This is a genomic window from Aneurinibacillus sp. XH2 (genome assembly GCF_001439585.2).
Classification (GTDB): domain Bacteria; phylum Bacillota; class Bacilli; order Aneurinibacillales; family Aneurinibacillaceae; genus Aneurinibacillus; species Aneurinibacillus thermoaerophilus.
On record NZ_CP014140.1, the window covers coordinates 691,417 to 715,444 of the forward strand.

Below are 24,028 nucleotides of genomic sequence, written 5' to 3' on the forward strand. Positions count from 1 at the left end.
GGCTAGGGCGTATTACTTTTGATAATGACTCGGGTTCCGATTGGAATGTTGCTGTACAGCCATTCGACATCCTTATTCTGCATGCGGATGCAGCCTTGGCTGACATGATGGCCGATGCTAGCAGGATTATTCGTCCCATGAATCCCGTATTTATACCCGCCGGTGTTTTGTATGTTGAGCCCGAGCCATCTTGTACCCAACGGGTTTTGTGGACTGCCGCCAGGCACGTTCTTTGGCAGATACCACGGGTTTTCTACTTTTGTCACGATTTTGAATTCGCCTTCAGGTGTTAAATTTTTGTTTTTGCCCGTCGCGACTGAAAACACATACACTGGTACATCGTTCAGAAAAATGGTCAGGCGGTTGGTTGTTTTGTTAATTTCGATATGCACTTCATCTTCTAAGGCAGAAGCAGGACAGATAAGGATTGTGTAAAATAATAGGGAAAAGAGGAACCATAGTGGAAAATATTTGCGCATCGTCACTTCCTCCTTTTCCCTTTATTTTTTCTTTTTCTTTTTGTTTTTGTATTCTTCCTTCTCCCAGCGTTTTAGCATTGGATATGGATCGTAAGAATATTCGGTTTTGCCATTATCCCGGTAGACACCGTAATGCAAATGCGGCGGGAACTTGCCGGATGTACCGGGCTTGCCGTATCCTGAACTACCGACATAACCGATAACGTCTCCCGGTTTGACCACATCACCTACTTTGAATTTTTTGTTAAAGCCATTGAGATGGGCGTAATAATGGTAAAGGGCGTCCACATCCCTTATTCCTATGCGCCAGCCTCCGTATGGATTCCAGCCCATTGTTTCGATAATACCGTGCTTGGTAGCGCGTACGGGGGTACCGTACCCAGCGAAAATATCGGTTCCTTCGTGGATGCGCCGTCCGCCCCAACCGCGCGGATCACCCCAGGTGCTACGGTAGCTGTAATTATAATGAAGCGGCACTGGAAAAGCGCTGCCGGTCAGATGCAGTGTGTTGTAGTACTGGTAGATAGTGGCGAGATTGGAAATGATCTCGACGTTTTTGTCGCGTGTGTAATATTGCCAAAGTGCGATGCGAATATCATCCTCTGTGAAGCCGAACTCCGTTAGGTAACTGGCCATGGTATATGCGACATCAAGATCATTGTTTCGGTCTGCTTTGCCATCTCCGTCTCCGTCTTTGCCAAGACCGCCGAAAAATGAGATGGTCGACGGAGATGTATCCTCCGGATTTGGATTCAGAAAACCGCTCCAGATTTCAGGAGAAAAAACGATGCCGAGTTTACGCTGCTTTGCTTCAGGTGAGACATTTTTTTCCTTCTTTTTCACATGTTTGTGAATACTGCGCTCATATTGGTCGACGGCGGCCAGATAATACCAAGGCACGCCGGTGATGGCTTGCATATGCTCAAACAGCAGTTGCCTTTCACGTGCTTCTGCCTCCGCAGAACCGTGAGAAGCAGCCCATACGGGGGCAGGAATAAGGCAAAGGATGCAGACGATAATAAGTAGAAATGCTCTTTTACACCACATATGGCCCTCCCGTGATAACGTGTTTATATCTTGGCCTTAGTGTGTGCAAAGGCACTGATTTTATAACGGGAGGAACGGGAAGAATATGACAATAAAACCCATTGGAAGCAGGTTTGGATTGCTTTAGTGCTTGGGCTTTTTTACAATAGGGAAGAGGAACTTGATAAGAGAATGGAGATGAGCGCTTCATGTCAGAACGAAAGCCAGAATGGCTAAAAATTAAACTAAATACGGGTGAAAACTTCAAAGAGCTCAAACGAATGATGCGCGGCAAAACGTTGCATACAGTTTGTGAAGAAGCGCGCTGTCCGAATATATATGAATGTTGGGCCAATCGGACCGCAACGTTTATGATCCTTGGTGATTTGTGTACTCGTGCTTGTCGGTTTTGCGCCGTAAAAACGGGGCTTCCGACGGAGCTTGATTTGGCTGAGCCGGAACGCGTGGCGGAAGCGACAGAACAGATGGGGTTGAGACATGTGGTCGTCACGTCTGTAGCCCGCGATGACTTGAAAGATGGCGGAGCGTCTATTTTTGCTGAGACGATTAAAGCGATCCGAAAACGTATGCCACTCTGCAGTGTGGAAGTGTTGATTCCAGACTTTCTTGGCAATTGGGATGCATTGAAAGTTGTTATGGATGCCAGACCGGATATTTTAAACCATAATATTGAAACGGTAGAACGTCTATCAGATCGTGTTCGCTCGAAAGCGAAATATAACCGCACGCTGGAACTTCTGGCTAAGGCAAAAGAGTTCCAACCGGATATTCCAACAAAGTCAAGCATTATGATCGGTGTTGGGGAAACAATGGAGGAAATTCTGAAAACGATGGACGATTTGCGACGTGTGGATGTAGATATATTGACTATCGGACAATATCTTCAGCCGACGCCGAAACATCTGCCAGTGAAGAAGTTTTATCATCCGGACGAGTTTGCACAGTTAAAAGACGAAGGAATGAAGCGAGGTTTCAAGCATGTAGAGTCCGGCCCATTGGTACGCAGTTCATACCATGCGCACGAACAGGTAGAGTCGGCTGCTAAAGCATTGTGAATCGGAAGCAATGTAACAAGCCCTGCCGCAGGATGCGGAAGGGCTTATGTTGCGTTATTTCTTCATATGATGCGTACGCATTGGTTTTCCAGATTTGCTGCTGCTGGATTTATTGCTTTCGGTATTTGTGGAGAGGTTATGCATGGAATTGGCTTTATGACCAATCATTTGTTCGAACTCCTGATCGGTTTTTGTGCCCATTTGCATCGCGTTTTTGTATACTTTGTCGATGGTGTTTTGATCGTTCGTTGTGTACACTTTATAATAACGTGGAGATACGTTTTCGCAACCTTTTTGTACTTTTTCCAGTATTGTTTGCGCAGCAGATGGACTTAGACCGGATGTATCGCAGCCCACAAAAATTTGGTTATCAGTCGTAAGCACAGTCGCTCGCTTTACACCGGGTATTTGTTTGGCGACCTTGGCGACGGCGGAAGCCAGCATTTGGCGGTCAACGTATACGTTTGGTGTAGCTGTATCATAGTTAGCTTGTATACCCTGATACAAGGTATTACCGTTTGGTGCGTTGTAATTTTGCACGCCCATACCGTTATACGTACGGCCATTACCGGCTTGGTTGTCGCCGAGGTGGACGAAGCCGATGGTCGGCTGGTTGCTACGGGTTCCCACGTTATAGTTTTTCGTGTCTGGTCTGTAAATGGAATACGGATATGCATTGTTACCTACAATGGTATTCGTACCGTATTTACCCGTACTGTATACGCGCTGCCCATTGTTATTAATTCCCATATCATTCAGGCCTTGTGTGCGAAGCATTCTGTCCCTTGAATCGCGCAGTACACCCGGGCGGTAATTTGTTTGATCTTTAATGATACCGTTACGGTACGTATCGTAGCGGCCGTCCCCTACATTGTGGTAACGGTAGATCGTACCGGGCGGGTTGTTAGGGCCAACGCTTAGTGGGCGGTATTGGTTTGTGCGCGTATTATCCGCTGCCGGAGAGCAAGCGGCCAGCGAAACAGCAAGACCTACTACAGAAAGTACGGATAAGATTTTTTTCATTGTACCACCTCCTATCCTGTAGGTTGCCCGCAGGATTGGGGAGTTTTCGTGGGAATTTTGTGTGCAACGCCAAAAATTGTGGTAAAATAGGAGACGCGCGCCACCATGCATATTACTGATGGCCCGAGAGGAGGCAACTGAAGTGATACGGGTCCAGGATCAGGTCTACGAGCTAATTGAGGAAAATAAAAACGGGTTCAACCAGGAAGCGTTCAGAGAACGGTATAGTGACATTTTAAGTAAGTTCGACTATATCGTGGGCGACTGGGGATACGGTCAGCTTCGGTTGAAAGGTTTTTTTGAAGACACAAACCGTAAAGCGCCCTTTGACGCGCGAATTAGCTTTTTCGACGAGTATATTATGGAGTATTGCAATTTTGGATGCGCGTATTTTCTGTTGAAAAAAGTAAAGCAAGCAGATCATCTGCCAGAAGTGGAAGAAATTGATGATCCGGAAGGGGAAGAATCGGCAGAGAGGCTGGAAGGAAAAACGACCAAAGGCAAAGAAGGGAAGCGACGCGAAGCAAGACGTCGTGCGCGCTCTCGCCGCAAACTGAAGGAAGGCAAGGAAAAAATGACAGTACAATAAGAATAAGGAACAAGCGGATCGTCGATGCGGCGCTCCGCTTTTTTGTTAGCCGTTTCTCCGTTGCAAAAAAGGACGGGCGGAAACGCCCGTGAGTTTTTTTATTTGTTTTTACTCGAGCATCGGCTCTTCATTCTCGCCCGGATTATCATGCGTCGGGTGCGCGCCCGGATCTTGGCGCGGAATGCCTTCGTGGAAGGAACGGTTTTCGTATGTGAACGCAGATTCAGCTTTTTCGCCGGTGTCCCAGGATTCTTTACCGAGGAAAGGATGGGAGAACGCGGCGGTGCCATAAGATCCTTCCGGGAATTCCTCCGGGTAATGTGTATGGATCACGCTCGCTTCCGTTTTTAGAGGTTCAAACATTTCTTCTTTTTTCTCAGATAGTGGTTCTTTGGCAGACAAGAAAACCCCCTCCTTCATAAAATAAAGGATAAAGGTAGTATCATGCCAACGTCTCATAATTTATTCTAGGAAAATTAGATGCTTAAACGCAAAAATTCCCGCAGCTCGTTGGCTTCCTCTTCTGTCATATTGAAGGCTTCTTCCAGATAACCTGGCTCGTCTAGATCTTTTTGACCGAGAATGGCCATCCGGTGAGTAAGAATATTTAATACCAGGCTTTTGCCGTAGAAGTTTTTCGTTTTAATAATTGCGATATCGTAGCGCCCTTCTTCCCCGATAAAGCTTACATATCGTGTCGTAGTCTCTTCCTTATGGTCATAAAGAAAAGTCCAATCTCCATGTTGTGACATATTTTTGCCTCCCATCTTAATAAAAACTTTCTTGGATATTATATACATATCTTTTGTTGTTTTGCTATTTGTTTTTTATCATACCCCATATGTGTATCTTTCCTAAGTCATGGTATACTGTAACAAGAGAGCTGAGGAAGCAAGAGGTGACAGGAATGGAAATGGAAAATATCATGCAGGGGGTTGTCATTTTTACCCTGCTTGTCCTTACGTTTGCAATTACGATTATTACCTCAAAGATAAAGAACAAGAAGAAAAAACAATGAGGAGTGGAGCATAAATATGTACCAGGTTAACGTGGAAAAAATCGAGGAGCATTTATCCTATTTGGAACGGGTTCTTGAAAAAGTTATACCTGTGCTCAAGCATGAGGAAAGCGCCGCTGAGGACATGCTGACCAACCTAGCGTTGGAACGTGCGCTTCATGTTGCCTTGGAGACGATAGCTGACGTAGGAAACTATTTGATCGATGGTTTTATCATGCGTGATCCCGGTAGCTATGAAGACATTGTTGACATTCTTGAAGATGAAAAGGTGATTGACAGTGAGATGGCGGCTGCGTTGAAATCGGTGGTTAATATGCGCAAGAAGTTGATTACTCACTATACGACAGTGGATCGTCAAGAGGTGTACACCCTTTTGCGTACCCATTCCCCCCAGCTTCAGCAATTTCCGGCGCGTGTACGCGATTACTTGGCACGTGAATTGTAATAGTTTAATAGCATTATTAGTATAGTTTTTATATTATATTGTATAGAAATTTACTTGTTTCATTAAATCGGGTACAATATAGGGGAGGAAGGTGAAAGAATATGAACAAAGACAAATCCTCTTCTACCCGCAACCAGATTTTGCATATGTTGAAAATTAAAGGATCGATGACAGTAGGGGATATGGCTCAGGAATTGGGCATTACCGAAATGGCCGTGCGCCGTCATTTGAATACGTTGGAACGTGATAACCTGATTGAGTCGCGCCTGCTTCGCCAGGCGATGGGACGTCCGACAAACGTATACTCCCTGTCAGAAGAAGCCGATAACATGTTCCCAAAGAACTATCAGGATTTGGCGCTAGAATTCCTGAATGATATCAAGGAACTTCAGGGTGCGGGAATGGTTGAGGCTTTATTTAAGCTCCGCCAGCAGCGTCAGGAGAATTTGTACCGTGACATCGTACCTTCCGACAGCGATTTTGAGAAGAAGCTGGAAGCATTGGCGAAAATGCAGGATGAAAAAGGATACATGGTGGAATTGAAAAAGGACGAAAAAACAGGAAAATACATCTTTGTCGAATCGAATTGTCCGATTTCATCTGTTGCCAAGGAGTACACATACGCGTGTAATTGCGAAAAAATGTTATTTGAGAATGTGCTAAACGCCGAAGTCAAGCAGGAAGAATGTATAGCGACTGGCGGAGATAATTGTGTGTATATCATTTCCAAAAAAGAAGACAAAGCTGAATCATAATAGAACGACAATACCCTGCTTATTTCTGAAAACAAGAATAAGCAGGGTATTTCACGTCTTCTAGCTCCATTCAATCACCTTTTTATTCATGTTTATGACTAAAACAACGCTCACACTCATAGATGTAAGATTCTGCTTGCTCTTCAATTACTTCACCACATTCACGGCACTGTTTTTGCGGTAAATTTTTGTAAAATTCAAGATCTCTTGTCATTTTTTATCCCTCCATTTATTTTTCTATTCTGAATTTATTCTTGGTTTTATTGTATTATAACAGAACAATCATTGTCAATACGTGTTATATAATTATTTGTGATTTTTTTCTGTAATCATTTGAATGTAAGCTGCTCAGTTTGTTAATAGATACGCCTCTTCTTTATTGTGCTTGGTTGATTTTTTGTAGAGAAATGATCCACACCAACCAAAGCAAAAAGATACGAGACAACAAAGCCGCCTTCTGTACCTTTCGATAGAGCGATACAGAAGGCGGCTTGCGTCTCGCTTTTTCATTTAGTTCTGTGTAGCAGCGACTACAACGTTTACTATGTCTTTGATGCTGGTCATTGTTTTGCGTTGGAGTACGAGTTCCTGACCGATAGTAAGCGCCAGTGTTTCTCCTTTGGCGCGCAGCTTTGGATCGGTGATGCTCTCAAGATCGGACACATGTGCAAGTCCAATCACGCGGCGCATCATCTTGCATCCCGCGTAACCCGCTGTATCTTGCAGTATATTTTGCAGGTAGCTATCCTGATAGCCCGGAACTTTCGCGTATGGTTCTTGTGCTTTCTCATTCCAGAGCGCGCGGAATTCGTTTTCAAATACGTTCCAGATCTCCATGATGGTTTCCAGCAGATACGTTTGATAAGATTCACGTTCCTGTAGGTCCGGTGTATGACCCTCATGTGCCGCGTAGTTAAGCAGCAGGTTAGCGATTACCGCGCCGATATCGAAGCCCATTGGGCCGTAGTAGGCGAATTCTGGGTCGATGACCTTGGTATCTTCTTCCGTTACCATAATGCTGCCGGTATGCAAATCGCCGTGCAAGAGAGCTTGTCCGCGCGTCATAAATCCTTCTTTTAATTTCGCAATTTCAAGCTTTAGCTCATTGTTGTTCCAGATGCGTTGCACCACGTTTGCAATCAGCGGATTGTAGGCATTGGAAGGATGATCATGGAACGGATACGTAAATACGAAATTTTCTGTGATATTACACAGTTCGGGGTTAGTGAAAGAAGCCGCTTTTTGCTTTTTTTCAAGCGGTGACATCGCCAGGTCAGAAGTCAGGAACAGCGTACGTGCCAAGAAGGTTCCGATTTGCTTCGGAAAGTTCGGGTACCGCTTTTTTTCCACCAATCCTTTCCGCATGATTTGATAGACAGAAAGGTCTTCCATTACAATCAGGGCGAGTTCGGTATCATGATGGTATACTTTTGGCACGGAACTCGGGCAAAGCTGATCTTCCAAAATAAGCGCTTCGCTTTCGATGCGCGCTCGTTCGAGCGTGAGCGGCCAGGAATCACCGATAACTCGAACATACGGAAGCGCTTGTTTGAAAATAACGCTTTTGCCGGAAGGTCTTTCATCTTTGATGTGAAACACATAGTTTAAGTTGCCGTCGCCGATTTCCCGGCTTACGAGCCTGGCGTCTTCTGGAAATAAATTCGGGATGTTACGCGCGTATTCAACAGCTTCTTGTTCAGTAAGTGTACGATAGCCAGACATGACAAGCAATTCCCCCCTTAATATTTTCTCCTTTACAGCTGTCAATGACTCGCGGCGAAAGTCGCGAGCTAGTAACTGCTCGGAAGTGCAGATGTGAGTAGACATGAATGAATATCAATAATTATATCCTCAACCAGCATTTGTGCAACTGTTTTTTCTCTTGAAGCATAACGATGAAAAGCATAAACAATCTGGTACCCGCTTTTTCTGCTCCTGTTTTGTGATATGATCGATAAAAAGATAAAGCATTTGACGAAGGAAGAGAAAGTGGGGAGAGACAGGATGAACAGGCGAAATTACAAGGGCTATTTGCTTGATTTGGATGGAACGGTTTATCGGGGCGGTACAGTGATTCCTGAAGCTGTTTCTTTTATCCGGACATTAAAAGAAAAACGGATTCCTTATCTTTACGTAACGAATAATTCGTCACTAACACCGGAACAGTTGACAGAGCGCTTGCAAAACATGGGGGTTGAAGCTTCTCCGGAGGACTTTTTTACTTCGAGTATGGCGGTGGCGGCAATCATCAGACAAATGGCACGCGAATCCGAAACAGAAAAAAACGTTACGGTGCTGGCGATCGGTGAGACAGGACTTAAGACGGCGCTTGCGGAGGCAGGCTATGAAATCGTAGAGAAAGCTCCTGCTTCATATGTTGTTGTTGGCATCGACCGGCAGTTTACTTATGAAAAAATGAAGCAGGCTACGTTGGCCATTTATAACGGCGCCCGCTTTTTGTCCACCAACTGTGACCGGGCGATCCCGACGGAAGAAGGATTTGTACCTGGTAATGGAGCGTTAACCGCATCCATTGCGTACGCGACACAGACAGAGCCGATATACGTTGGCAAACCGGAAGAGACGATAATCCGGCTGGCGCTTGAAAAGCTGGGATTACGCGCGGATGAAGCGTTGCTTATAGGTGATAATCTGGAGACTGATATCGCCGCTGGAGCGAAAAGTGGTGTCGACACGCTGCTTGTATACAGCGGGTTCAGTCAGGAGGTAGACGTAGAGCATGCGGCAGTGAAGCCAACGTATACAGCGCATACGCTGGCTGACTGGAAAATAATATAAGTTGAGAAAAGCTTGCAGGCAAATGCCTCGCAAGTTTTTTTTATTTTGTGCCGAAGCGGCTGTGTGCAAGTCGACTGGATGCTGCGGCGGCAATTGCCCCGACAATATCGTCCAGAAATGTATGCACCTCTCCTTTTTCTTTTTCTGTTTTGTTTAATTTTTTAAGAATGCCGGGTTTCACTTTGTCTACGTACCCATAATTGGTAAATCCAATACTTCCGTAAACATTCACGATGGAAAGGGCCAGAATTTCGTCGATGCCGTACAGCCCTTCATCATGGGCGAGCATTTCCTGTAGCGGTTCCATAAGCAGTCCTTTTTCTGCAAGAATGTCGAGCTGGATACCGGTGATAATCGCGTTCTGGATTTCCCGTTTTTCTAGCACTTTCCTAATGTTGTATTCGCACATTTCAGTTGTTAAGTCTGAAAAGTAGTCTTTCTGCAAGAACATAACTAGTTCTACAAGATGCTCCATTGTTACTCCGCGCTCTTTTAGCAAACGATAGGCAGTTTCCCGCACTTTTTTATCATGAACGGCATGTTCCATATTGCTCATTTGCTTCACATCCTTATTAAGGGGGCTGGTTGAAAAACTGGTGCTTATTTACTTTTCCCGCTCCAATTTGTATTTATTAAGCACATCTTTACCTCCAGTAACTTCCAGCACAGTTCCAGTAATAAAATCGGAATATTCACTGCAGAAAAACGTGATAGCCCGTGCAATGTCTTCGCCGGTTCCGGGGCGTCCGACCGGCGTGCCTGGATCGCTCAGACCGCGCACATCGGTGATGTATTTTTCTTTGGCTTCGCCCACGATGTCACCCGGGCATACCATATTGGCTGTAATTCCGTACTCTGCTTCTTCAAGTGCAATCGTGCGCGTCAGCGATACGAGCCCGGTTTTTGCCGCGGCGAACGCCGAGCGGTACATCCAGCCCGGAGCGGTTTGCGCTTTTTCAAATCCGATGGTGATAATCCGTCCCCACCTGTTGCGGCGCATATGTGGAATGGCGGCTCGACATAAATAAAATGCGCTTGACAGGTTTCCGTGAATCATCTGGTCCCATTCTCCGATTTTATAGTCGGCGAGTTTTTTGCGTTCCTTTATGTATGGGCCGGCGTTGAGAACGAGAATATCAAGGCGGTTCCATGCTTCTATGACTGTTTTTACCATTTGCTCAGCATCTTCGGACCGGCTGACGTCTCCTTGAATTAACAGCGTATTGACATCGTATCGTTGTATGAGCTCTTCCCGTAGCTTGTTTGCCTCTTCTGCACTTGTGCGATAGTTAAGTGCGATATCCATGCCTTCCGCAGCGAGTTCATGGGCGATGCGGACACCAAGACCTTTAGCGCTTCCAGTGATAAGGGCCGTACGATTGCGTTTCAAAAAACCATCCCTTCCTGCTTGGAATGTTTTATTAGCCTCTATTTCATTGTATATTAAGGTTATTAATGAAAGAAAGTGGTAGAAAGCCGGAAAGTGTGGTGGAGATGATGATGTATTATTTTTATGATCGAAGCGGCCAGTTTATTTCTCTTACGTTTGAACAGGAGTGCTTTGTGCCGAATGCGGGGCATGTGCTTGTTTTGGCGTTTGCTGGTGAGGATAGACAGGAAATTGTATTGACCCGCCATAAATGCCGCGGCTGGGAAATGCCGGGAGGAAAAGTGGAGCCAGGGGAAAAGCCGGAAGAGGCCGCCCGTCGTGAGCTATTGGAGGAAACTGGGGTGGAAGCGGAGAGTCTGCATTGGATTGGACAATACATAATCGACAGCGGCCCGGGAGCGAAAAAGGCGGTGAAAAACATTTACACAGGCATGGTAAAGGAATGGGGCGAAATTCCGGAAGGCTTCGAAACGTTGGAGCGTTCCGTGTTTCCGTTGTCGCTGATGCCGTTTCAAAAAGATATGAGCCCGTTTATTCAGGATAACATTTTTCCGTTGTGCCGGGCGTATTTGGAGAAGCAAAAATAAAATAGCCTACGAACAATATGCTTCCTCAGTTGTTTCCGGTGTTCGATGCGATACATTTGCCACATGTACCAACCGGTAAGCAGCAGAACCAGAATAGCACCAAGCACGACACCGCTCCAGCCTAACCATCTATAGAAAAAGCCGAGATAGAAGCCGCCGAGGCTTCCACCGAAATAGTATGCTAGCAAATACAGGCTGGCTGCGCTTGCTTTGGCAAACGTTGCATGGCGGCTTACCCAGGAACTGGACGCCGAGTGAGCAAAGAAAAATCCGAAACTGTTTAAAAGAAGTCCGCATGCAATCATCCATAAGCTGTGCAGAAGTGTGAGTGCAATGCCGAGCGCCATGCAGGTGATCCCGATTCCGATACATAGCGATTGTGGAATGATGCGCGCCGCTTTGCCGGATAGTGTGGAACTGACTGTGCCCGCGAGATAGGTTAGGAACAACATGCCGAGAACGGAGGCGGGCAAATAATATGGAGCGCCGCTAAGCAGATAGGTAATGTAAGTATATTCCCCCATAAAAATGAGGAAATGCAGGCCACCGATAAGATATGCGTAACGCAACATGCGGTTTTTTAAATGGTGGCCCAAATCATGCAGCGCGTTTTTCCAGGCGAGTGGTTTCGGTTGAAAATGCTGCGAACGGGGCAGAAGCCAACCGAACGCAAGCAAGCAGATAAGGCTGATAATACTCATAACAATGAACGCCCATTGCCACCCGGCCCAATCGGTGATAAAACCGCTGATTAAGCGGCCGGACAGGCCGCCCACGGTGTTTCCGCTAATGTAAATACCGATGGCGACGGCGAGCGCTTTTTGATCAAATTCTTCTCCGATGTAGGCAACGGCAATTGCCGGAAGTCCCGCTAGGAAAAAGCCTTGGAGTATACGGAGCCAAAGCAGTGTTTTAAAGTTTGGCATGAACGCGGTGAGCAGCGTAATGATCGTTACGCAGAGCATGGTAACGAACATAATATTTTTTCTGCCAATTGCGTCGGAAAGTGGGCCATAGAACAATAACGAGATAGCCAGCGCGAAGATCGTCAGCGATACCGACAGGCTCGACATGAGCGGAGAGATATGAAATTCCTTAGTAAATAGCGGGAGAAGAGGTTGTGGAAAATAAATATTGGCGAACACGAGAAAAGAAGCGATGCTGAGCGCTGCTGACGCCCGCCAGAATGGTTTTGTTCCCGCTTTGATCATCGTTCATCATCTTCTTTCACAAAAAGTTTTCTTGACATGATGGTAGCATGCGATTAAAAATAAATAAAATATATTATTTTTATCATATTGATAACTTTTAGTTATGGAGTGAACCATGGAAATACGGCAATTGGAATTTTTTGTGGAGGTAGCAAAGCATAGAAGTTTTACGAGAGCGGCGGAAGAATTGCTGGTAGCTCAGCCTGCCATAAGCAAAAGCATAAAAAAGTTGGAAGAAGAACTTGGTTTGCTTTTGTTTAACCGTGCCGAACGTAAAGTATCGCTGACTGCGGAAGGTGAGGCATTTTTAAAGCATGCTGAACTTATTCTTGAGCAGATGACGCGCGCAAAAGCAGAAATGGAAGAAATGCGTGGCCTTAAAAAGGGAGAGGTGCGCGTCGGTCTACCGTCAATGGTCGGTTCATATTATTTTCCGGGATTGATCATTGATTTTAAAAAACAGTATCCTGATTTGCAGATTACGGTATATGAACAAGGAACGGTCAAAATCCAGCAAATGATCACACAAGGTGAGATAGATATGGGGGTGGTACTTGAAGATATGAGCGCGGACGAGCTTGAAGTGCTTCCGTTCTTAAAGGAGGAGATGGTCGCGTGCGTGCCCGCTTCCCATCCGTTTGCTCGCAGGCTTTCCGTAACGTATGAGGAATTGGCCCATGAACCGCTCGTTTTGTTCAAGGAGGGGTATTTTCAGCGAGAAATTATTGCTCGGGCTGGCCGGATGTCCGGCTCGCCGCTTAATGTAACGTTTGAGACAAACCAAATTCCGCTTATCAAGTCTTTAGTGGCAAAGCAGCTTGGCATTACTTTATTCTTGCGTATGGTGATTGTTGATGATCCGCATTTGGTGCCGGTCTCGCTAGATCCGCCTGTATTTTTAAACCTGGGCATTGCCTGGAACAAAAACGCTTACCTTTCCAAGGCCAATCAGGCGTTTTTGTCTTTTCTTATGAGCCGAATTAAGGCGTAAAAAACCGGAAGCGCCTGGCTTCCGGTTTCTACACGATTAGAATACTTGTTGCACTTCTGTAATCCCTTCCACTTCTTCGATCAACGCACGTTCGATGCCTGCTTTCAGCGTGATGGTTGAGCTTGGGCAGCTGCCGCACGCGCCATGCAGACGAAGCTGAACTACGCCGTCTTCTGTTACATCAACCAGTTCGCAGTCACCGCCGTCACGCTGCAAGAACGGACGCAGTTTATCTAAAACTTCTTGAACTTGTTCGAATTTGCTTGTATCCGTCATGAAGCAATCACTCCTTTCCAACATATTAATATTATATTACCCTTTTGTTAAGAAATCTATGGTTTTTCCCAAGATGTGTATGATCACCGTTTATAATTCATAAAGCATAGTTGTTTACTTGGTTATAGAGAACCTATAAAATATGTTATAATATGATAGCTTATAAGACATCATCATTTTGCTTTGAAAGGAAGAAACTTATGCAGGTTTACCGTAATATAAAAGAACTTATCGGTAACACTCCGATTGTGGAAATTACTTCGTTTGATTTGCCGGAAGGTGTGCGCCTATTCGCGAAGCTGGAGTACTTCAATCCCGGTGGCAGCGTAAAAGACCGGCTTGGCGTTGAATTAATCCGTGACGCGGAAGAGCGAGGCGCACTGAAACCAGGCGGCACGATTATCGAGCCGACGGCCGGCAATACGGGGATTGGTCTGGCGCTGGCCGCAGTAGGTACAGGCTACCGCGTGATTTTTGTTGTGCCGGAAAAATTTTCTTTGGAGAAGCAGGAACTGATGCGGGCTCTCGGTGCAGAAGTGATCAATACACCAACAGAAAAAGGAATGAAGGGTGCAATCGAAAAAGCGAAGCAGCTTGAGCAGGAAATTGCGGGCGCTTTCTGTCCGCAACAGTTTGGCAATCCCGCTAATCCCGCAGCTCACTATAAAACAACCGGGCCGGAAATTTGGCGCCAGATGGATGGCAAGGTGAATGTCTTTGTGGCGGGAGCTGGTTCCGGTGGTACGTTTATGGGAACGGCCCGTTATTTGAAAGAAAAAAATCCGGATATTAAGACGGTGATTGTGGAACCGGAAGGCTCGATTTTAAACGGCGGCAAGCCGGGACCGCACAAGACGGAAGGAATCGGTATGGAATTTTTGCCGGAGTTTATGGACACAAGTTATTTTGATGCTATTCACACGGTTGACGATGTAGATGCATTCCGTCGGGTTAAAGAATTGGCCGCAAAAGAGGGAATGCTCGTGGGCAGTTCGGCAGGAGCAGCGATGCATGCTGCCCTGAAAGAAGCGGAGCAGGCGAAACCGGGAACAAACATTGTTACCATTTTTGCTGACAGCAGTGAGCGTTATTTGAGTCAGAAGATTTATCAGGGAGGGATGTAGACGATGAGAATGAAAACAAAGTTGATCCACGGCGGCGTAGACGGCGATCCTTTAACCGGGGCAGTTAACGTTCCGATTTACCAGGTTAGTACGTATAAACAGGAAGGTGTCGGCAAACACAAAGGATATGAATATTCGCGTACAGGCAATCCAACCCGCTATGCGGTGGAGAAGTATATTGCCGATATTGAAGGCGGTGTACGCGGCTTCGCGTTTGCTTCCGGCATGGCGACACTTTCTTCGATTGTGATGTTGTTTGACGCGGGCGATCATTTCATTGTAGGAGATGACGTATACGGTGGAACGTATCGCGTACTAAGCAAAGTGTTTAACCGCTTTGGTGTAGAGACCACATTTGTGGATACAAGCGATGTGGAAGCCGTGAAAGCGGCGATAAAGCCGAATACGAGAGCGGTCATGCTAGAATCGCCAAGCAACCCGCTTCTGAAAGTAACCGATATCGCGGCGGTAGCCGAAATCACAAAAGAAAACGGGTTGCTTTTGATCGTGGATAACACGTTCATGACACCGTATTGGCAGAATCCGCTTGCACTTGGCGCGGATATTGTATTCCACAGTGCGACAAAATATCTTGGCGGACATAGCGACGTTGTCGCAGGTCTTGCGGTTGTGAAAGACGAAAAATTAGGTGAACGTCTGCATTTTGTACAAAATTCTGTCGGTGCCGTGCTTGGGCCTCAGGATTCTTATATTTTGTTGCGTGGCATGAAAACGCTGGGCGTGCGTATGGAAGAACATGAAGCGAACGCAAGACGCATTGCAGAATGGCTGACTCAGCGTGGAGACATCAAAAAAGTGTACTATCCGGGTTTAAAAGATCATCCAGGCCATGATATCGCAGTGAAGCAGGCGCGCGGCTTCGGCGGCATGATGTCATTTGATGTAGGCAGTTTGGAACGCGCCAACCAGGTATTGTCTCGGGTGAAAATCTTTACGCTGGCAGAAAGTCTTGGTGCAGTGGAAAGTCTAATTTCTGTACCCGCACAAATGACGCACGCTTCCATTCCAGCGGAGCGTCGCGCTGAACTTGGCATTACGGACGGCTTAATCCGCATTTCCGTCGGTATCGAAGATGTGGAAGACTTAATTGAAGATCTAGAACACGCCCTAGCGTAAGGAGAAGCTTATGGAAATTCTTGTTTTTGGAGCGGAGCAGTTGTGTGCCAGTTGTGTGAATTTGCCTTCGGCGAAAGATACGGCTGAGTGGTTGCAGGCCGCCCTTGAACGCAAATACGGGAACGAAGTCAGAGTGCGTTATGTCGATATCGACCAGCCGCTGGAAGGGATGGAAGCGGAGTTTGCCGCGCGTATTCATGCTGAAGAATTTTGGTATCCGCTCGTTGTATTGAACGGTAAAGTCATAGGTGAAGGGAATCCAAAGTTAAAAGATATTCAACAGGCCATTGAAAATATGAAGGTAGGATGATTCATCATGAGACCTATGGTCGAGTTTTGCGTAAGCAATTTATCCCTTGGTTCTGAGACGGTGAAAAAAGTTCTGGAAGAGGAAAATGAAGTGGATGTGTTGGAATATGGCTGTCTCGGTAACTGTGGCCAGTGCTTTGTCCAGCCGTATGCGCTTGTAAATGGAAAATTGATTGCAGGCAAAGACGCACAGGAATTGCTTGCGGCGATTAAAGACCATATTAAGAAGTTGCAGGAAGAAGACGAAGCCTGGAAAAAACTTGGATTTTAATTGCTAAGGCTGAATATGACAAAAAGGACTTTTGTTATATTCAGTCTTTTTTATTAGTTAAGAAAGTCATACTTTTTTATGACATAAATATGAAATTTTACATAATAAAGGTGCATAGAGATAGTAAATTATGTATAATAAAAATGAACTAAACAGAGACATTGAAAAAATATACACATTAGGCCATACCGAAAAGGAGAGAGAAAGTTATGGTAGTCCAATGGCTTAGGGAAAGTAGAGTTGCGGCAGGCGCGATGCTGTTACTGCGCATATGGTTAGGTTATACATGGCTGGTGAGCGGCTGGGAGAAAATTACCGGAGGCTTTCAGAGCGCAGGCTTTTTGAAGGGGGCTGTTGCTAAAGCAACGGGTGAGCATCCTGCGGTGCAAGGATGGTGGGCAAGTTTTATCAAATCGGTTGCTTTACCGAATTCTGGGCTGTTCGACTTCCTTATTCCCTGGGGGGAATTTCTTGTAGGTGTTGCTTTACTGCTTGGGTTGTTTACTACTTTCGCCGGACTGATGGGAATCATTATGAACTTTGCGTTTTTGTTCAGCGGCACAACTAGCATTAATCCGCAAATGGTTCTTTTTACTACATTTATCCTGGTAGCCGGGCGGAATGCAGGCCACTACGGTTTAGATACTTACGTATTGCCGTTGTTGGATAGATGGATGGGCAGAGAACAACAATTGGCGTCTTATAAAGATAGAATAGATAAATTTTAATAATAGCAGAATGTTTGATACGGGAGAGAGAATGAGTTCCAAAAAAACACCAGCAACTATTTCAGATTTGCTGGTGTTTTTCTTATGCTTAATACTCCTTAATAATATTGTAAAACGTATCGCGTTCAACCGGCTGCTTGCCTGCGCCTTTAACGAGCCAAATCAATTCATCGCGCGTCAATCCTGTTTGTGTCAATGCGCCAGCTGCATGGCTGATGCGTTCCTCCACAAGCGTGCCGTGAACATCGGAAGAGCCGAAGTTTAGTGCCATCTGGGTTAATTGGGTTCCAATGTTAATGAAATAAGCTTTAATATGCGGAAAATTGTCCAGCATCAGGCGGCTGATAGCCATCGTTTTCATATCGTCAAATGCGGACGTGCGGCGCTTGATAGAAGCGGTCGCTTTTTTCGGTTGCACGGCCAATGGGATGAATACCATGAATCCTTTTGTTTCATCCTGTAGTTCGCGCACGCGAATCATATGAATAAGGCGTTCCTCCAATTTCTCGATAGAACCGTACAGCATGGTAGCATGCGTTTTTAGTCCCAGGTTGTGCGCGATGCGGTGCACATTTAACCATTCGTCGGTACTTGCTTTTTCCGGACTCATTTTTAGTCGGTATTCTTCTGTGAGGATTTCTGCACCGCCGCCTGGCATCGTATCCAATCCGGCTTTCATGAGCTCTTTTAGCACTTCTTCTTCTGTTAGACCTGAGATTTTTGCAAAAAATACAATTTCCGCTGCCGTGTATGCTTTGATGGTCACGTTCGGATAATGTTTCTTCAGCGTACGAACCGTGTCCAAATAATACTCGAACGGTACGGTGTGATTGTGTCCGCCGACGATATGGAATTCGCGCATTGTAGGTGTGTAACGTTTTTCTACGTATGCAAGCAGTTCTTCCTCGTTCATTGTGTAGGCGCCTTCTTCGCCCGGATCCCGACGAAAGGCACAGAATTTACAGTGCGCTTCACAAACGTTAGTCGGGTTGATGTACATGTTTTCGATAAAATATACTTTATTGTCATTTTTGCGAAGATTTACCTGATTGGCCATCTGTCCGATGGTCAGCAAATCGTTGGAACGATACAACGTCATTCCGTCTTCAAGCGTCAGCCGTTCTCCTGCTTCCACTTTTTCCATAATCGGCAGCAGTGCTTCATCCTGGACGAAGTTTTTTGTAAGTATAGTCATAATTTTTCCCCCTCAGGTAAAACTAATCAAACACGTGCGAAACATAATACAGTGTATCATGTTTTACTGGAATACGGCCTATCTTCTTCATTCATATTGATAAAGGCGTCATGTGGGCCGAAGTGGAATCGGCCGCGTGAATGATGTTCTTCATAAGCATGTTAATCCAAAACCATTCTTTCATTATAGAGCGGATTCGGTAATTGAACAAGATAAGAGGGTTCCAGAGAACTTATTTTAGGTTAGTAAACATTTTTATATAATAATGTTACTATCCTTGAGCCAAGCGGTAATTTCTAGTATACTGTAAATACAGAGGGTATGATGCGATACGCTACGATACCCATAAGGAGGGATCATAATGATTAACCTTACGGAAAATGCAGGCAGAAAAATTAAAGAAATGATTGCTGATGAAAATAACGATAAACTGTTTCTGCGCCTCGGTGTAAGGCCCGGTGGCTGTAGCGGTTTTTCTTATGGTATGGGTCTCGATGATGAAGAGCAGGAAGGCGATGTATTCTTTGAAGCACATGGTGTAAAAGTTGTTGTGAACAAAGACAATCTTCGTTTCTTGGATGGTGTGACGATTGACTACAAAGAATCGATGATGGGCGGCGGGTTCACGATCGATAACCCGAATGCGGTTGCTTCCTGCGGTTGCGGTTCTTCGTTCCGCACGCGAGACGAAGCGGGAAGCCCAAGCGAATGTTAATGCTTTTCGGCACGTTAGCCAGTCAGACGATGCACGTTTATTTATGGCGTGGAGGTTACGTACTTACCTCTATATTAGAATAAAAGACGTATATATATGGCGCCTCTTGACGTATTTTCGGGTATGTTGGGGGCGTTTTTCTTATGTGTTTTCTCCCTCCTGCACTTTTACTACCATGATTATATGTATAGTTATCTAAATATTCTGTATAATAAATTCGCAAACGTCTTCTTTATGGATATTTTTGTATATAATGGAAAGGAAAAAAGGGATAACGAAACAATATATATATCAAGTTGTGATTTATATTTTATAGAAATTTTGGCGTATAACTTTTTACGCCATACCCATACTATATATATCTTACTTGATATATTGACATACTATAATGACTTTTATTTTCGCATCGTAGAATGGCTGTCGAAATATCAAGGACTGCATATACAAAAGCAGATTGAAGAGAATGGACAAGCAAGATTGGAGGGATAAAGCAATCATGCGAAAAATTTTATATGGTACAGTCGCCGGGGCGGTACTTCTCACCGGAATCGCGTATGCGACCACAAATGCCCAATCGTCGACTGTGCCGGTGTCTGAGCAAATGGCAACAAAAACGGTGCCTATCGGTGAACATAAGCTGCCGCCGCTTCCCTACGCATACAATGCACTGGAACCGTATATTGACGAAAAAACGATGAGGCTGCACCATGACATCCACCATAAATCGTATGTGGACGGGCTAAACAAGGCGGAAAAAGAAATGCAGAAAGCGCGTGAGACAGGAGACTACGCGCTTATTAAACATTGGGAGCGCGAAGCTGCATTCAACGGCTCAGGTCATTATCTTCATACGATCTTTTGGAACAATATGAAGCCAAAGGGGGGTGGGGTGCCAAAAGGGGAGTTGGCGGAAGAGATAAATAAGACATTCGGTAGTTTTGAAAAATTTAAGGCTCATTTTTCGGCAGCCGCAGAAAAGGTGGAAGGTTCCGGCTGGGCCCTGCTGGTATGGAGCCCAGAGGCTGGAAGGCTCGAAATTTTGCAGGCGGAAAAACATCAAAATTTAACCCAGCAAGGCGTGATTCCGCTGCTCGTGTTGGATGTATGGGAGCACGCATACTATCTAAAGTATAACAATAAGCGAGCGGAATATATCAAAGCCTGGTGGAATGTTGTAAATTGGGATGATGTAAGCAAGCGATATAAAGAGGCGGTAAAAAAATAGGGAAAGAAGCATAAGCCTGGAAGATATATCCGGGCTTATGCTTTACGACCGCAGCTCTTGGATACAAAATTAACGGAAGTGTAAAGAAAAGGTGAGATTGTCAACGTACTGAGGCCAGAAGTGTCAGAGGGGTGCAATTTCCTTGATCGCTTTTGTGGTTTGTAAGCCGCAATGCGAACAGCTAAAAATATGCATACATTCTTCCGCCATTTGATCCAGGTAGCCGTTCGTCATCGCCACATCTCCCCACTCTTGGTAAGGGCTGTATGGGCCGTAGAATGATTCAAGCTTACCCGCGTCCTCCATTTGATGGTCACAGGAAGGACAGGAATATTGCGGGTGTTCCATTCCGTTGCAAATTGGACACATAGACATGGAGGCTTCCTCCTTTTGCTAGTTTCTGCGGTTGAGCAAGTGACCGTAAATAGCGTAACTGGCTAAGACGCCAAATGAAAGGATGGCGGCGATGAACCCGGCTATGGGGTCGTTGCTTCCGTAATACAGCATAAAAGGAATTCCGATGGTAACAGCGATAAGCAGCAACATATAAACCGTATAAATGGCACTGCGCGTCATCATGCTCACATCCCTTTTTTGATTAAGTTTTACGGGTGTGTGGCTATCTATGCATAGAAAAAGGAGTCAATAAGACGAAAAACTCGCGAAGTGTGTGCCAAAGATTTCCTTTTTCTGTGTGGGAAAAGGATAAGCGGCAACGCCTGCGAGTTTTTCTCATGGTCATGATGAATGATACATTACATTTTCATGCTGGAACTGTGCATCGGCTGTACTTTCGCGTCCGGATCCATGTATGATTTTGCGTTGTTTACCGCGGTTGGTGCTTCGCCGAAGCCCACGGCAATCAGTTTAATTTTACCTGGGTATGTTGTAACATCCCCTGCCGCATAAATGCCGGGAATATTTGTTTCCATTTTAGAGTTAACGACGATGGAGCCTCTGTCCAATTCCAGTCCCCAATTTTTAATTGGGCCGAGCGAAGAGATGAAACCGAAATTCACGATAACAGCGTCCACTTCTTCCGTAATCAGCTCTTCTGTTTGGTTATTACGGAGCACAACTTTTTCGATCTTGTCTTCGCCTTCGAGCGCGTACGGCTCATAAGGGGTCATGACATTCACTTTCGATTTCATTAGATTTTCCACGCTGTGTTCGTGGGCGCGGAACTTATCACGGCGGTGGACAATCGTTACTTTTTTGGCGATTGGCTCAAGCATGAGCGCCCAGTCTACGGCGGAGTCTCCACCGCCGAACACAATTACGTTTTGCCCGGCGAATTTATTTAAATCGTCGACAAAGTAATGAAGGTTCGCTTTTTCAAATTTATCTGCGTTTGGAAGTTCTAATTTGCGCGGTTCGAACGCGCCGACGCCTGCGGTAATAATTACGGTGCGCGAATAGTGAAGACCTTTTTCAGTCGTAATTTCAAAGATGTTTTCTTTCTTCTCTACATTGATTACTTTTTCTTCAAGGCAAACTTCTGTTTCGAAATGTGCTACCTGCTCTTTCAAGCGATCAATTAATTCCTGAGCCCGGATTTTAGGGAAGCCGGCTACGTCATAGATGAATTTTTCGGGATATAGAGCGGAAAGTTGCCCGCCTAACTGAGGCATGCTTTCGATGATTTTGCAGCTGCACTGCCGCATGCCTGCATAAAAAGCCGTAAACAAGCCTGCTGGCCCCCCGCCAACCACTGTAATATCGTATACCTTTTCATCCCTTGTGAGACCCATTTTCTACACCTCCGGAAATTTTAGAAGCCATATAAATTCTTCTCTATTATAACGGCGACAGAAAATAATGAAAAGAAAAAGAATGCTGACGCAAAGTAAAAAATACGAATAATTTATGGTTGATTAAGTGTAAATATTCGTTTTAAAATGAAAAACGTAAGCAAGCACCTATTGTGCATATTTTCACTTGAAAAAAGGTAAAAACCGATTTATGATAAAAATGTGAATAAAATTAAGATGGCGAATGACACGCATGTGCCCTTTTTTATAGGGCAATATAGTGAAAAAAAGCACAATGTTTTATGGAGTATAACTACTAATAAGGAAAGTGGAAGTGAAAAAAATGAGCACACCAAAAATTTTAATTCTGGGCGCAGGATATGGCGGGTTAATGACGGCCGTTCGCCTGCAAAAGCAAATGAATTACAACGAAGCTGACGTTTTGCTGGTGAATAAGCATGACTATCACTATTTTACCACATGGCTTCATGAGCCGGCAGCCGGAACGAAAGATCCGGATCAATGCCGCATAGGCATCGAAGATTTGCTTGATACTCGTAAAGTTCGATTCAAAAAAGGCACCGTGACTGAGATTAAAAAGGACGAAAAGAAAGTTCTGCTCGAGTCCGGGGAAGAACTGGCTTATGATTATCTCGTTATTGGCTTAGGAAGCGAACCGGAAACGTTTGGCATCCAAGGGTTAAAAGAGCACGCGTTCAGCATTCGCAGCATTAATAGCGTGCGCCAGATTCGCGAACATATTGAATATTGTTTTGCGAAATACAAAATGGAAAAACGTCCAGAATTGCTGACATTCATCGTCGGCGGTGCGGGTTTTACAGGCATTGAGTTCGTTGGTGAATTGTCCGACCGCGTCCCTGAACTGTGCAAAGAATTCGACGTAGATCCGTCGCTTGTTAAAATTTACAACATTGAAGCGGCACCGACTGTGCTTCCAGGTTTTGATCCTGAACTGGTAAATTATGCGATGGAAGTGCTGTCTCGTAAAGGTGTTACATTCAAAATCAATACACCGATTAAAGAATGTACTCCGGAAGGTGTTGTGCTTGCTGACGGAGAAGAGATTAAGTCAAGTACGGTTGTATGGACAGGTGGTGTACGCGGTAATTCCATCATTGAAAAAGCAGGGTTCGAAACGATGCGTGGCCGCGTAAAAGTCGATCCGTATCTCCGTGCGCCGGGACATGACGAAGTATTCATCGTGGGAGACGGAGCTTTAATTATTAACGAAGAAACGAACCGTCCGTATCCACCGACTGCACAAATCGCGATTCAGCAAGGGGAGAACTTGGCACAAAACCTGCTGGCCCTTGTACGCGGTGGTCAAATGAAACCATTCGTGCCGCATATTAAAGGTACAGTTGCTTCCCTTGGTAAAGGCGAAGCTATCGGACTTGTAGGGGATAAGAAATTGTATGGCAGCACAGCTGCGCTAATGAAGAAAATTATTGACAACCGCTCTCTCTACATTCTGGGTGGATTATCGCTTGTGCTAAAGAAAGTGAAACTGTAAGAGGTGTGCGACCGTGAGACACGCAAGCGTGCAGGTGCGCGCGTTGCTGACGGAAGAAGAACGTTTGCGCTATGAAAAATTATTCGAAGTGGGCAAATACCTTGAATCGCAAAATCGGCACGACTTAGCTTACACGATTCAGCGCGAGCTGGAAATTCTGATTGAGCCCGCTATTGAGCGGCTTCAGGAAAAAGGACGTCAGCGCGGTAACCGAGAATATCTCGATCCGATTGTGACGCGTGCCAAAAATGATGAAGAACAGCTGTAGGATGAGAACTGGGAAGCCTTCGTTATGAAGGCTTTTTTTCTTTACAGAAGAGAAGAGTTTGGTTATAATATTCCGAAAATATAGATATTTAGAAAATATGTGTTTG

30 protein-coding genes and 1 pseudogene are annotated in these 24,028 nt (G+C 45.2%); 16 read left to right on the top strand and 15 right to left on the bottom strand.

Annotated features, from left to right (window positions below):
• Positions 1-2: 2 nt before the first annotated feature.
• Both ACH33_RS03345 and ACH33_RS03350 read right to left on the bottom strand, forming a co-directional pair.
• A complete protein-coding gene (locus tag ACH33_RS03345) occupies positions 3-479 on the bottom strand; it encodes a L,D-transpeptidase (protein WP_057897740.1) in 477 nt (158 codons plus the stop codon).
• 21 nt (positions 480-500) lie between these two features.
• A complete protein-coding gene (locus ACH33_RS03350) occupies positions 501-1,526 on the bottom strand; it encodes a M23 family metallopeptidase (RefSeq protein WP_057897741.1) in 1,026 nt (341 codons plus the stop codon).
• A 188-nt stretch (positions 1,527-1,714) separates the two neighbouring features.
• Between ACH33_RS03350 and lipA the strand changes: the two genes are divergently transcribed.
• Positions 1,715-2,581, top strand: coding sequence for a lipoyl synthase (lipA, locus tag ACH33_RS03355; protein WP_057897742.1), 867 nt, complete (start codon positions 1,715-1,717; stop codon positions 2,579-2,581).
• Between the two features lie 54 nt (positions 2,582-2,635).
• On the opposite strand, the gene ACH33_RS03360 is transcribed toward lipA, so the two are convergent.
• Positions 2,636-3,604, bottom strand: coding sequence for a YhcN/YlaJ family sporulation lipoprotein (locus ACH33_RS03360; RefSeq protein ID WP_057897743.1), 969 nt, complete (start codon positions 3,602-3,604; stop codon positions 2,636-2,638).
• Positions 3,605-3,746: 142 nt separating this feature from the next.
• Between ACH33_RS03360 and ACH33_RS18520 the strand changes: the two genes are divergently transcribed.
• A complete protein-coding gene (locus ACH33_RS18520; RefSeq protein ID WP_082705874.1) occupies positions 3,747-4,193 on the top strand; it encodes a YutD family protein in 447 nt (148 codons plus the stop codon).
• A 108-nt stretch (positions 4,194-4,301) separates the two neighbouring features.
• On the opposite strand, the gene ACH33_RS03370 is transcribed toward ACH33_RS18520, so the two are convergent.
• Positions 4,302-4,595 (bottom strand): hypothetical protein, encoded by a 294-nt coding sequence (locus tag ACH33_RS03370; RefSeq protein ID WP_236781960.1) that lies wholly within the window; start codon positions 4,593-4,595, stop codon positions 4,302-4,304.
• A gap of 74 nt (positions 4,596-4,669) precedes the next feature.
• Positions 4,670-4,945: a DUF3055 domain-containing protein gene (locus tag ACH33_RS03375; protein ID WP_057897744.1), complete on the bottom strand. Its 276-nt coding sequence runs from the start codon at positions 4,943-4,945 to the stop codon at positions 4,670-4,672.
• Between the two features lie 282 nt (positions 4,946-5,227).
• Here ACH33_RS03375 and hepT point away from each other — a divergent pair, with 282 nt between their 5' ends.
• Together hepT and ACH33_RS03385 are read left to right on the top strand one after the other, a co-directional pair.
• Positions 5,228-5,656 (top strand): type VII toxin-antitoxin system HepT family RNase toxin, encoded by a 429-nt coding sequence (gene hepT / locus ACH33_RS03380; RefSeq protein ID WP_057897745.1) that lies wholly within the window; start codon positions 5,228-5,230, stop codon positions 5,654-5,656.
• Between the two features lie 101 nt (positions 5,657-5,757).
• A complete protein-coding gene (locus ACH33_RS03385) occupies positions 5,758-6,411 on the top strand; it encodes a helix-turn-helix transcriptional regulator (protein WP_057897746.1) in 654 nt (217 codons plus the stop codon).
• Positions 6,412-6,493: 82 nt separating this feature from the next.
• Here the strand turns inward: ACH33_RS03385 and yhfH are convergent, their stop codons facing one another.
• Positions 6,494-6,625: a protein YhfH gene (gene yhfH / locus ACH33_RS18525; protein WP_082705875.1), complete on the bottom strand. Its 132-nt coding sequence runs from the start codon at positions 6,623-6,625 to the stop codon at positions 6,494-6,496.
• Positions 6,626-6,921: 296 nt separating this feature from the next.
• On the bottom strand, positions 6,922-8,133 hold the full coding sequence (mtnK, locus tag ACH33_RS03390; protein ID WP_057897747.1) for an S-methyl-5-thioribose kinase: 1,212 nt from the start codon (positions 8,131-8,133) through the stop codon (positions 6,922-6,924).
• A 282-nt stretch (positions 8,134-8,415) separates the two neighbouring features.
• Here mtnK and ACH33_RS03395 point away from each other — a divergent pair, with 282 nt between their 5' ends.
• Positions 8,416-9,210 (top strand): TIGR01457 family HAD-type hydrolase, encoded by a 795-nt coding sequence (locus ACH33_RS03395; protein WP_057897748.1) that lies wholly within the window; start codon positions 8,416-8,418, stop codon positions 9,208-9,210.
• A 40-nt stretch (positions 9,211-9,250) separates the two neighbouring features.
• Here ACH33_RS03395 and ACH33_RS03400 read toward each other — a convergent pair whose 3' ends face one another.
• Positions 9,251-9,766 (bottom strand): phosphatidylglycerophosphatase A family protein, encoded by a 516-nt coding sequence (locus tag ACH33_RS03400; RefSeq protein ID WP_057897749.1) that lies wholly within the window; start codon positions 9,764-9,766, stop codon positions 9,251-9,253.
• A 48-nt stretch (positions 9,767-9,814) separates the two neighbouring features.
• Complete coding sequence (locus tag ACH33_RS03405; RefSeq protein WP_057897750.1) at positions 9,815-10,600, bottom strand: SDR family oxidoreductase; 786 nt, start codon at positions 10,598-10,600, stop codon at positions 9,815-9,817.
• A 104-nt stretch (positions 10,601-10,704) separates the two neighbouring features.
• On the opposite strand from ACH33_RS03405, the gene ACH33_RS03410 reads away from it, so the two are divergent.
• A complete protein-coding gene (locus tag ACH33_RS03410) occupies positions 10,705-11,187 on the top strand; it encodes an NUDIX domain-containing protein (protein ID WP_162264995.1) in 483 nt (160 codons plus the stop codon).
• On the opposite strand, the gene ACH33_RS03415 is transcribed toward ACH33_RS03410, so the two are convergent.
• Positions 11,136-12,398, bottom strand: a complete 1,263-nt coding sequence (locus ACH33_RS03415) for an MFS transporter (RefSeq protein ID WP_057897752.1) — start codon at positions 12,396-12,398, stop codon at positions 11,136-11,138. The two genes, ACH33_RS03410 and ACH33_RS03415, sit on opposite strands and share 52 nt — an antisense overlap.
• Before the next feature lie 115 nt (positions 12,399-12,513).
• Here ACH33_RS03415 and ACH33_RS03420 point away from each other — a divergent pair, with 115 nt between their 5' ends.
• The gene (locus tag ACH33_RS03420) at positions 12,514-13,389 is read left to right on the top strand and encodes a LysR family transcriptional regulator (protein WP_057897753.1); all 876 of its coding nucleotides are present in this window, start codon (positions 12,514-12,516) and stop codon (positions 13,387-13,389) included.
• Between the two features lie 36 nt (positions 13,390-13,425).
• Here ACH33_RS03420 and ACH33_RS03425 read toward each other — a convergent pair whose 3' ends face one another.
• Positions 13,426-13,689, bottom strand: a complete 264-nt coding sequence (locus ACH33_RS03425; protein WP_302846666.1) for a NifU family protein — start codon at positions 13,687-13,689, stop codon at positions 13,426-13,428.
• A 176-nt stretch (positions 13,690-13,865) separates the two neighbouring features.
• Between ACH33_RS03425 and cysK the strand changes: the two genes are divergently transcribed.
• The 5 genes from cysK (at position 13,866) to ACH33_RS03450 (ending at position 17,234) form a co-directional block, all read left to right on the top strand.
• Complete coding sequence (gene cysK / locus ACH33_RS03430) at positions 13,866-14,789, top strand: cysteine synthase A (protein ID WP_057897755.1); 924 nt, start codon at positions 13,866-13,868, stop codon at positions 14,787-14,789.
• A gap of 3 nt (positions 14,790-14,792) precedes the next feature.
• A complete protein-coding gene (locus tag ACH33_RS03435; protein WP_057897756.1) occupies positions 14,793-15,926 on the top strand; it encodes a bifunctional cystathionine gamma-lyase/homocysteine desulfhydrase in 1,134 nt (377 codons plus the stop codon).
• Positions 15,927-15,936: 10 nt separating this feature from the next.
• On the top strand, positions 15,937-16,236 hold the full coding sequence (locus tag ACH33_RS03440) for a YuzD family protein (protein WP_057897757.1): 300 nt from the start codon (positions 15,937-15,939) through the stop codon (positions 16,234-16,236).
• Between the two features lie 6 nt (positions 16,237-16,242).
• A complete protein-coding gene (locus ACH33_RS03445; RefSeq protein ID WP_057897758.1) occupies positions 16,243-16,506 on the top strand; it encodes a YuzB family protein in 264 nt (87 codons plus the stop codon).
• Positions 16,507-16,715: 209 nt separating this feature from the next.
• Entirely contained in the window at positions 16,716-17,234 is a 519-nt protein-coding gene (locus tag ACH33_RS03450; RefSeq protein WP_057897759.1) for a DoxX family membrane protein, read from the top strand.
• A gap of 88 nt (positions 17,235-17,322) precedes the next feature.
• Here the strand turns inward: ACH33_RS03450 and mqnE are convergent, their stop codons facing one another.
• Complete coding sequence (gene mqnE, locus ACH33_RS03455) at positions 17,323-18,429, bottom strand: aminofutalosine synthase MqnE (protein ID WP_057897760.1); 1,107 nt, start codon at positions 18,427-18,429, stop codon at positions 17,323-17,325.
• Positions 18,430-18,790: 361 nt separating this feature from the next.
• Here mqnE and ACH33_RS03460 point away from each other — a divergent pair, with 361 nt between their 5' ends.
• Positions 18,791-19,144, top strand: a complete 354-nt coding sequence (locus ACH33_RS03460; protein ID WP_057897761.1) for a HesB/IscA family protein — start codon at positions 18,791-18,793, stop codon at positions 19,142-19,144.
• Between the two features lie 613 nt (positions 19,145-19,757).
• A pseudogene (locus ACH33_RS03470) lies at positions 19,758-20,369 on the top strand (superoxide dismutase); the annotation flags it as partial.
• 123 nt (positions 20,370-20,492) lie between these two features.
• Here ACH33_RS03470 and ACH33_RS03475 read toward each other — a convergent pair.
• From ACH33_RS03475 to ACH33_RS03485, 3 genes are all read right to left on the bottom strand, one after another.
• On the bottom strand, positions 20,493-20,744 hold the full coding sequence (locus ACH33_RS03475) for a hypothetical protein (RefSeq protein ID WP_057897763.1): 252 nt from the start codon (positions 20,742-20,744) through the stop codon (positions 20,493-20,495).
• Between the two features lie 18 nt (positions 20,745-20,762).
• A complete protein-coding gene (locus ACH33_RS03480; RefSeq protein ID WP_139184964.1) occupies positions 20,763-20,948 on the bottom strand; it encodes a hypothetical protein in 186 nt (61 codons plus the stop codon).
• A gap of 176 nt (positions 20,949-21,124) precedes the next feature.
• On the bottom strand, positions 21,125-22,120 hold the full coding sequence (locus tag ACH33_RS03485; protein ID WP_057897765.1) for an NAD(P)/FAD-dependent oxidoreductase: 996 nt from the start codon (positions 22,118-22,120) through the stop codon (positions 21,125-21,127).
• Positions 22,121-22,463: 343 nt separating this feature from the next.
• On the opposite strand from ACH33_RS03485, the gene ACH33_RS03490 reads away from it, so the two are divergent.
• Together ACH33_RS03490 and ACH33_RS03495 are read left to right on the top strand one after the other, a co-directional pair.
• Complete coding sequence (locus tag ACH33_RS03490) at positions 22,464-23,654, top strand: NAD(P)/FAD-dependent oxidoreductase (RefSeq protein ID WP_057900231.1); 1,191 nt, start codon at positions 22,464-22,466, stop codon at positions 23,652-23,654.
• A gap of 13 nt (positions 23,655-23,667) precedes the next feature.
• The gene (locus ACH33_RS03495; RefSeq protein WP_057897766.1) at positions 23,668-23,922 is read left to right on the top strand and encodes a hypothetical protein; all 255 of its coding nucleotides are present in this window, start codon (positions 23,668-23,670) and stop codon (positions 23,920-23,922) included.
• Positions 23,923-24,028 lie beyond the last annotated feature (106 nt).

What these genes read in the sequence shown, in the direction of transcription:
- ACH33_RS03425 (WP_302846666.1), bottom strand. Translation starts at nt 13,689, where the DNA reads ATGTTGGAAAGGAGTGATTGCTTCATGACGGATACAAGCAAATTCGAA.
- ACH33_RS03345 (WP_057897740.1), bottom strand. Translation starts at nt 479, where the DNA reads ATGCGCAAATATTTTCCACTATGGTTCCTCTTTTCCCTATTATTTTAC.
- ACH33_RS03400 (WP_057897749.1), bottom strand. Translation starts at nt 9,766, where the DNA reads ATGAGCAATATGGAACATGCCGTTCATGATAAAAAAGTGCGGGAAACT.
- ACH33_RS03385 (WP_057897746.1), top strand. Translation starts at nt 5,758, where the DNA reads ATGAACAAAGACAAATCCTCTTCTACCCGCAACCAGATTTTGCATATG.
- mqnE (WP_057897760.1), bottom strand. Translation starts at nt 18,429, where the DNA reads ATGACTATACTTACAAAAAACTTCGTCCAGGATGAAGCACTGCTGCCG.
- ACH33_RS03475 (WP_057897763.1), bottom strand. Translation starts at nt 20,744, where the DNA reads ATGTCTATGTGTCCAATTTGCAACGGAATGGAACACCCGCAATATTCC.
- ACH33_RS03490 (WP_057900231.1), top strand. Translation starts at nt 22,464, where the DNA reads ATGAGCACACCAAAAATTTTAATTCTGGGCGCAGGATATGGCGGGTTA.
- ACH33_RS03395 (WP_057897748.1), top strand. Translation starts at nt 8,416, where the DNA reads ATGAACAGGCGAAATTACAAGGGCTATTTGCTTGATTTGGATGGAACG.
- ACH33_RS03415 (WP_057897752.1), bottom strand. Translation starts at nt 12,398, where the DNA reads ATGATCAAAGCGGGAACAAAACCATTCTGGCGGGCGTCAGCAGCGCTC.
- ACH33_RS03480 (WP_139184964.1), bottom strand. Translation starts at nt 20,948, where the DNA reads ATGATGACGCGCAGTGCCATTTATACGGTTTATATGTTGCTGCTTATC.
- ACH33_RS03450 (WP_057897759.1), top strand. Translation starts at nt 16,716, where the DNA reads ATGGTAGTCCAATGGCTTAGGGAAAGTAGAGTTGCGGCAGGCGCGATG.
- cysK (WP_057897755.1), top strand. Translation starts at nt 13,866, where the DNA reads ATGCAGGTTTACCGTAATATAAAAGAACTTATCGGTAACACTCCGATT.
- ACH33_RS03360 (WP_057897743.1), bottom strand. Translation starts at nt 3,604, where the DNA reads ATGAAAAAAATCTTATCCGTACTTTCTGTAGTAGGTCTTGCTGTTTCG.
- ACH33_RS03350 (WP_057897741.1), bottom strand. Translation starts at nt 1,526, where the DNA reads ATGTGGTGTAAAAGAGCATTTCTACTTATTATCGTCTGCATCCTTTGC.
- ACH33_RS03420 (WP_057897753.1), top strand. Translation starts at nt 12,514, where the DNA reads ATGGAAATACGGCAATTGGAATTTTTTGTGGAGGTAGCAAAGCATAGA.
- hepT (WP_057897745.1), top strand. Translation starts at nt 5,228, where the DNA reads ATGTACCAGGTTAACGTGGAAAAAATCGAGGAGCATTTATCCTATTTG.
- ACH33_RS03435 (WP_057897756.1), top strand. Translation starts at nt 14,793, where the DNA reads ATGAGAATGAAAACAAAGTTGATCCACGGCGGCGTAGACGGCGATCCT.
- ACH33_RS03445 (WP_057897758.1), top strand. Translation starts at nt 16,243, where the DNA reads ATGAGACCTATGGTCGAGTTTTGCGTAAGCAATTTATCCCTTGGTTCT.
- ACH33_RS03460 (WP_057897761.1), top strand. Translation starts at nt 18,791, where the DNA reads ATGATTAACCTTACGGAAAATGCAGGCAGAAAAATTAAAGAAATGATT.
- ACH33_RS03375 (WP_057897744.1), bottom strand. Translation starts at nt 4,945, where the DNA reads ATGTCACAACATGGAGATTGGACTTTTCTTTATGACCATAAGGAAGAG.
- ACH33_RS03410 (WP_162264995.1), top strand. Translation starts at nt 10,705, where the DNA reads ATGATGATGTATTATTTTTATGATCGAAGCGGCCAGTTTATTTCTCTT.
- ACH33_RS03440 (WP_057897757.1), top strand. Translation starts at nt 15,937, where the DNA reads ATGGAAATTCTTGTTTTTGGAGCGGAGCAGTTGTGTGCCAGTTGTGTG.
- mtnK (WP_057897747.1), bottom strand. Translation starts at nt 8,133, where the DNA reads ATGTCTGGCTATCGTACACTTACTGAACAAGAAGCTGTTGAATACGCG.
- yhfH (WP_082705875.1), bottom strand. Translation starts at nt 6,625, where the DNA reads ATGACAAGAGATCTTGAATTTTACAAAAATTTACCGCAAAAACAGTGC.
- lipA (WP_057897742.1), top strand. Translation starts at nt 1,715, where the DNA reads ATGTCAGAACGAAAGCCAGAATGGCTAAAAATTAAACTAAATACGGGT.
- ACH33_RS03485 (WP_057897765.1), bottom strand. Translation starts at nt 22,120, where the DNA reads ATGGGTCTCACAAGGGATGAAAAGGTATACGATATTACAGTGGTTGGC.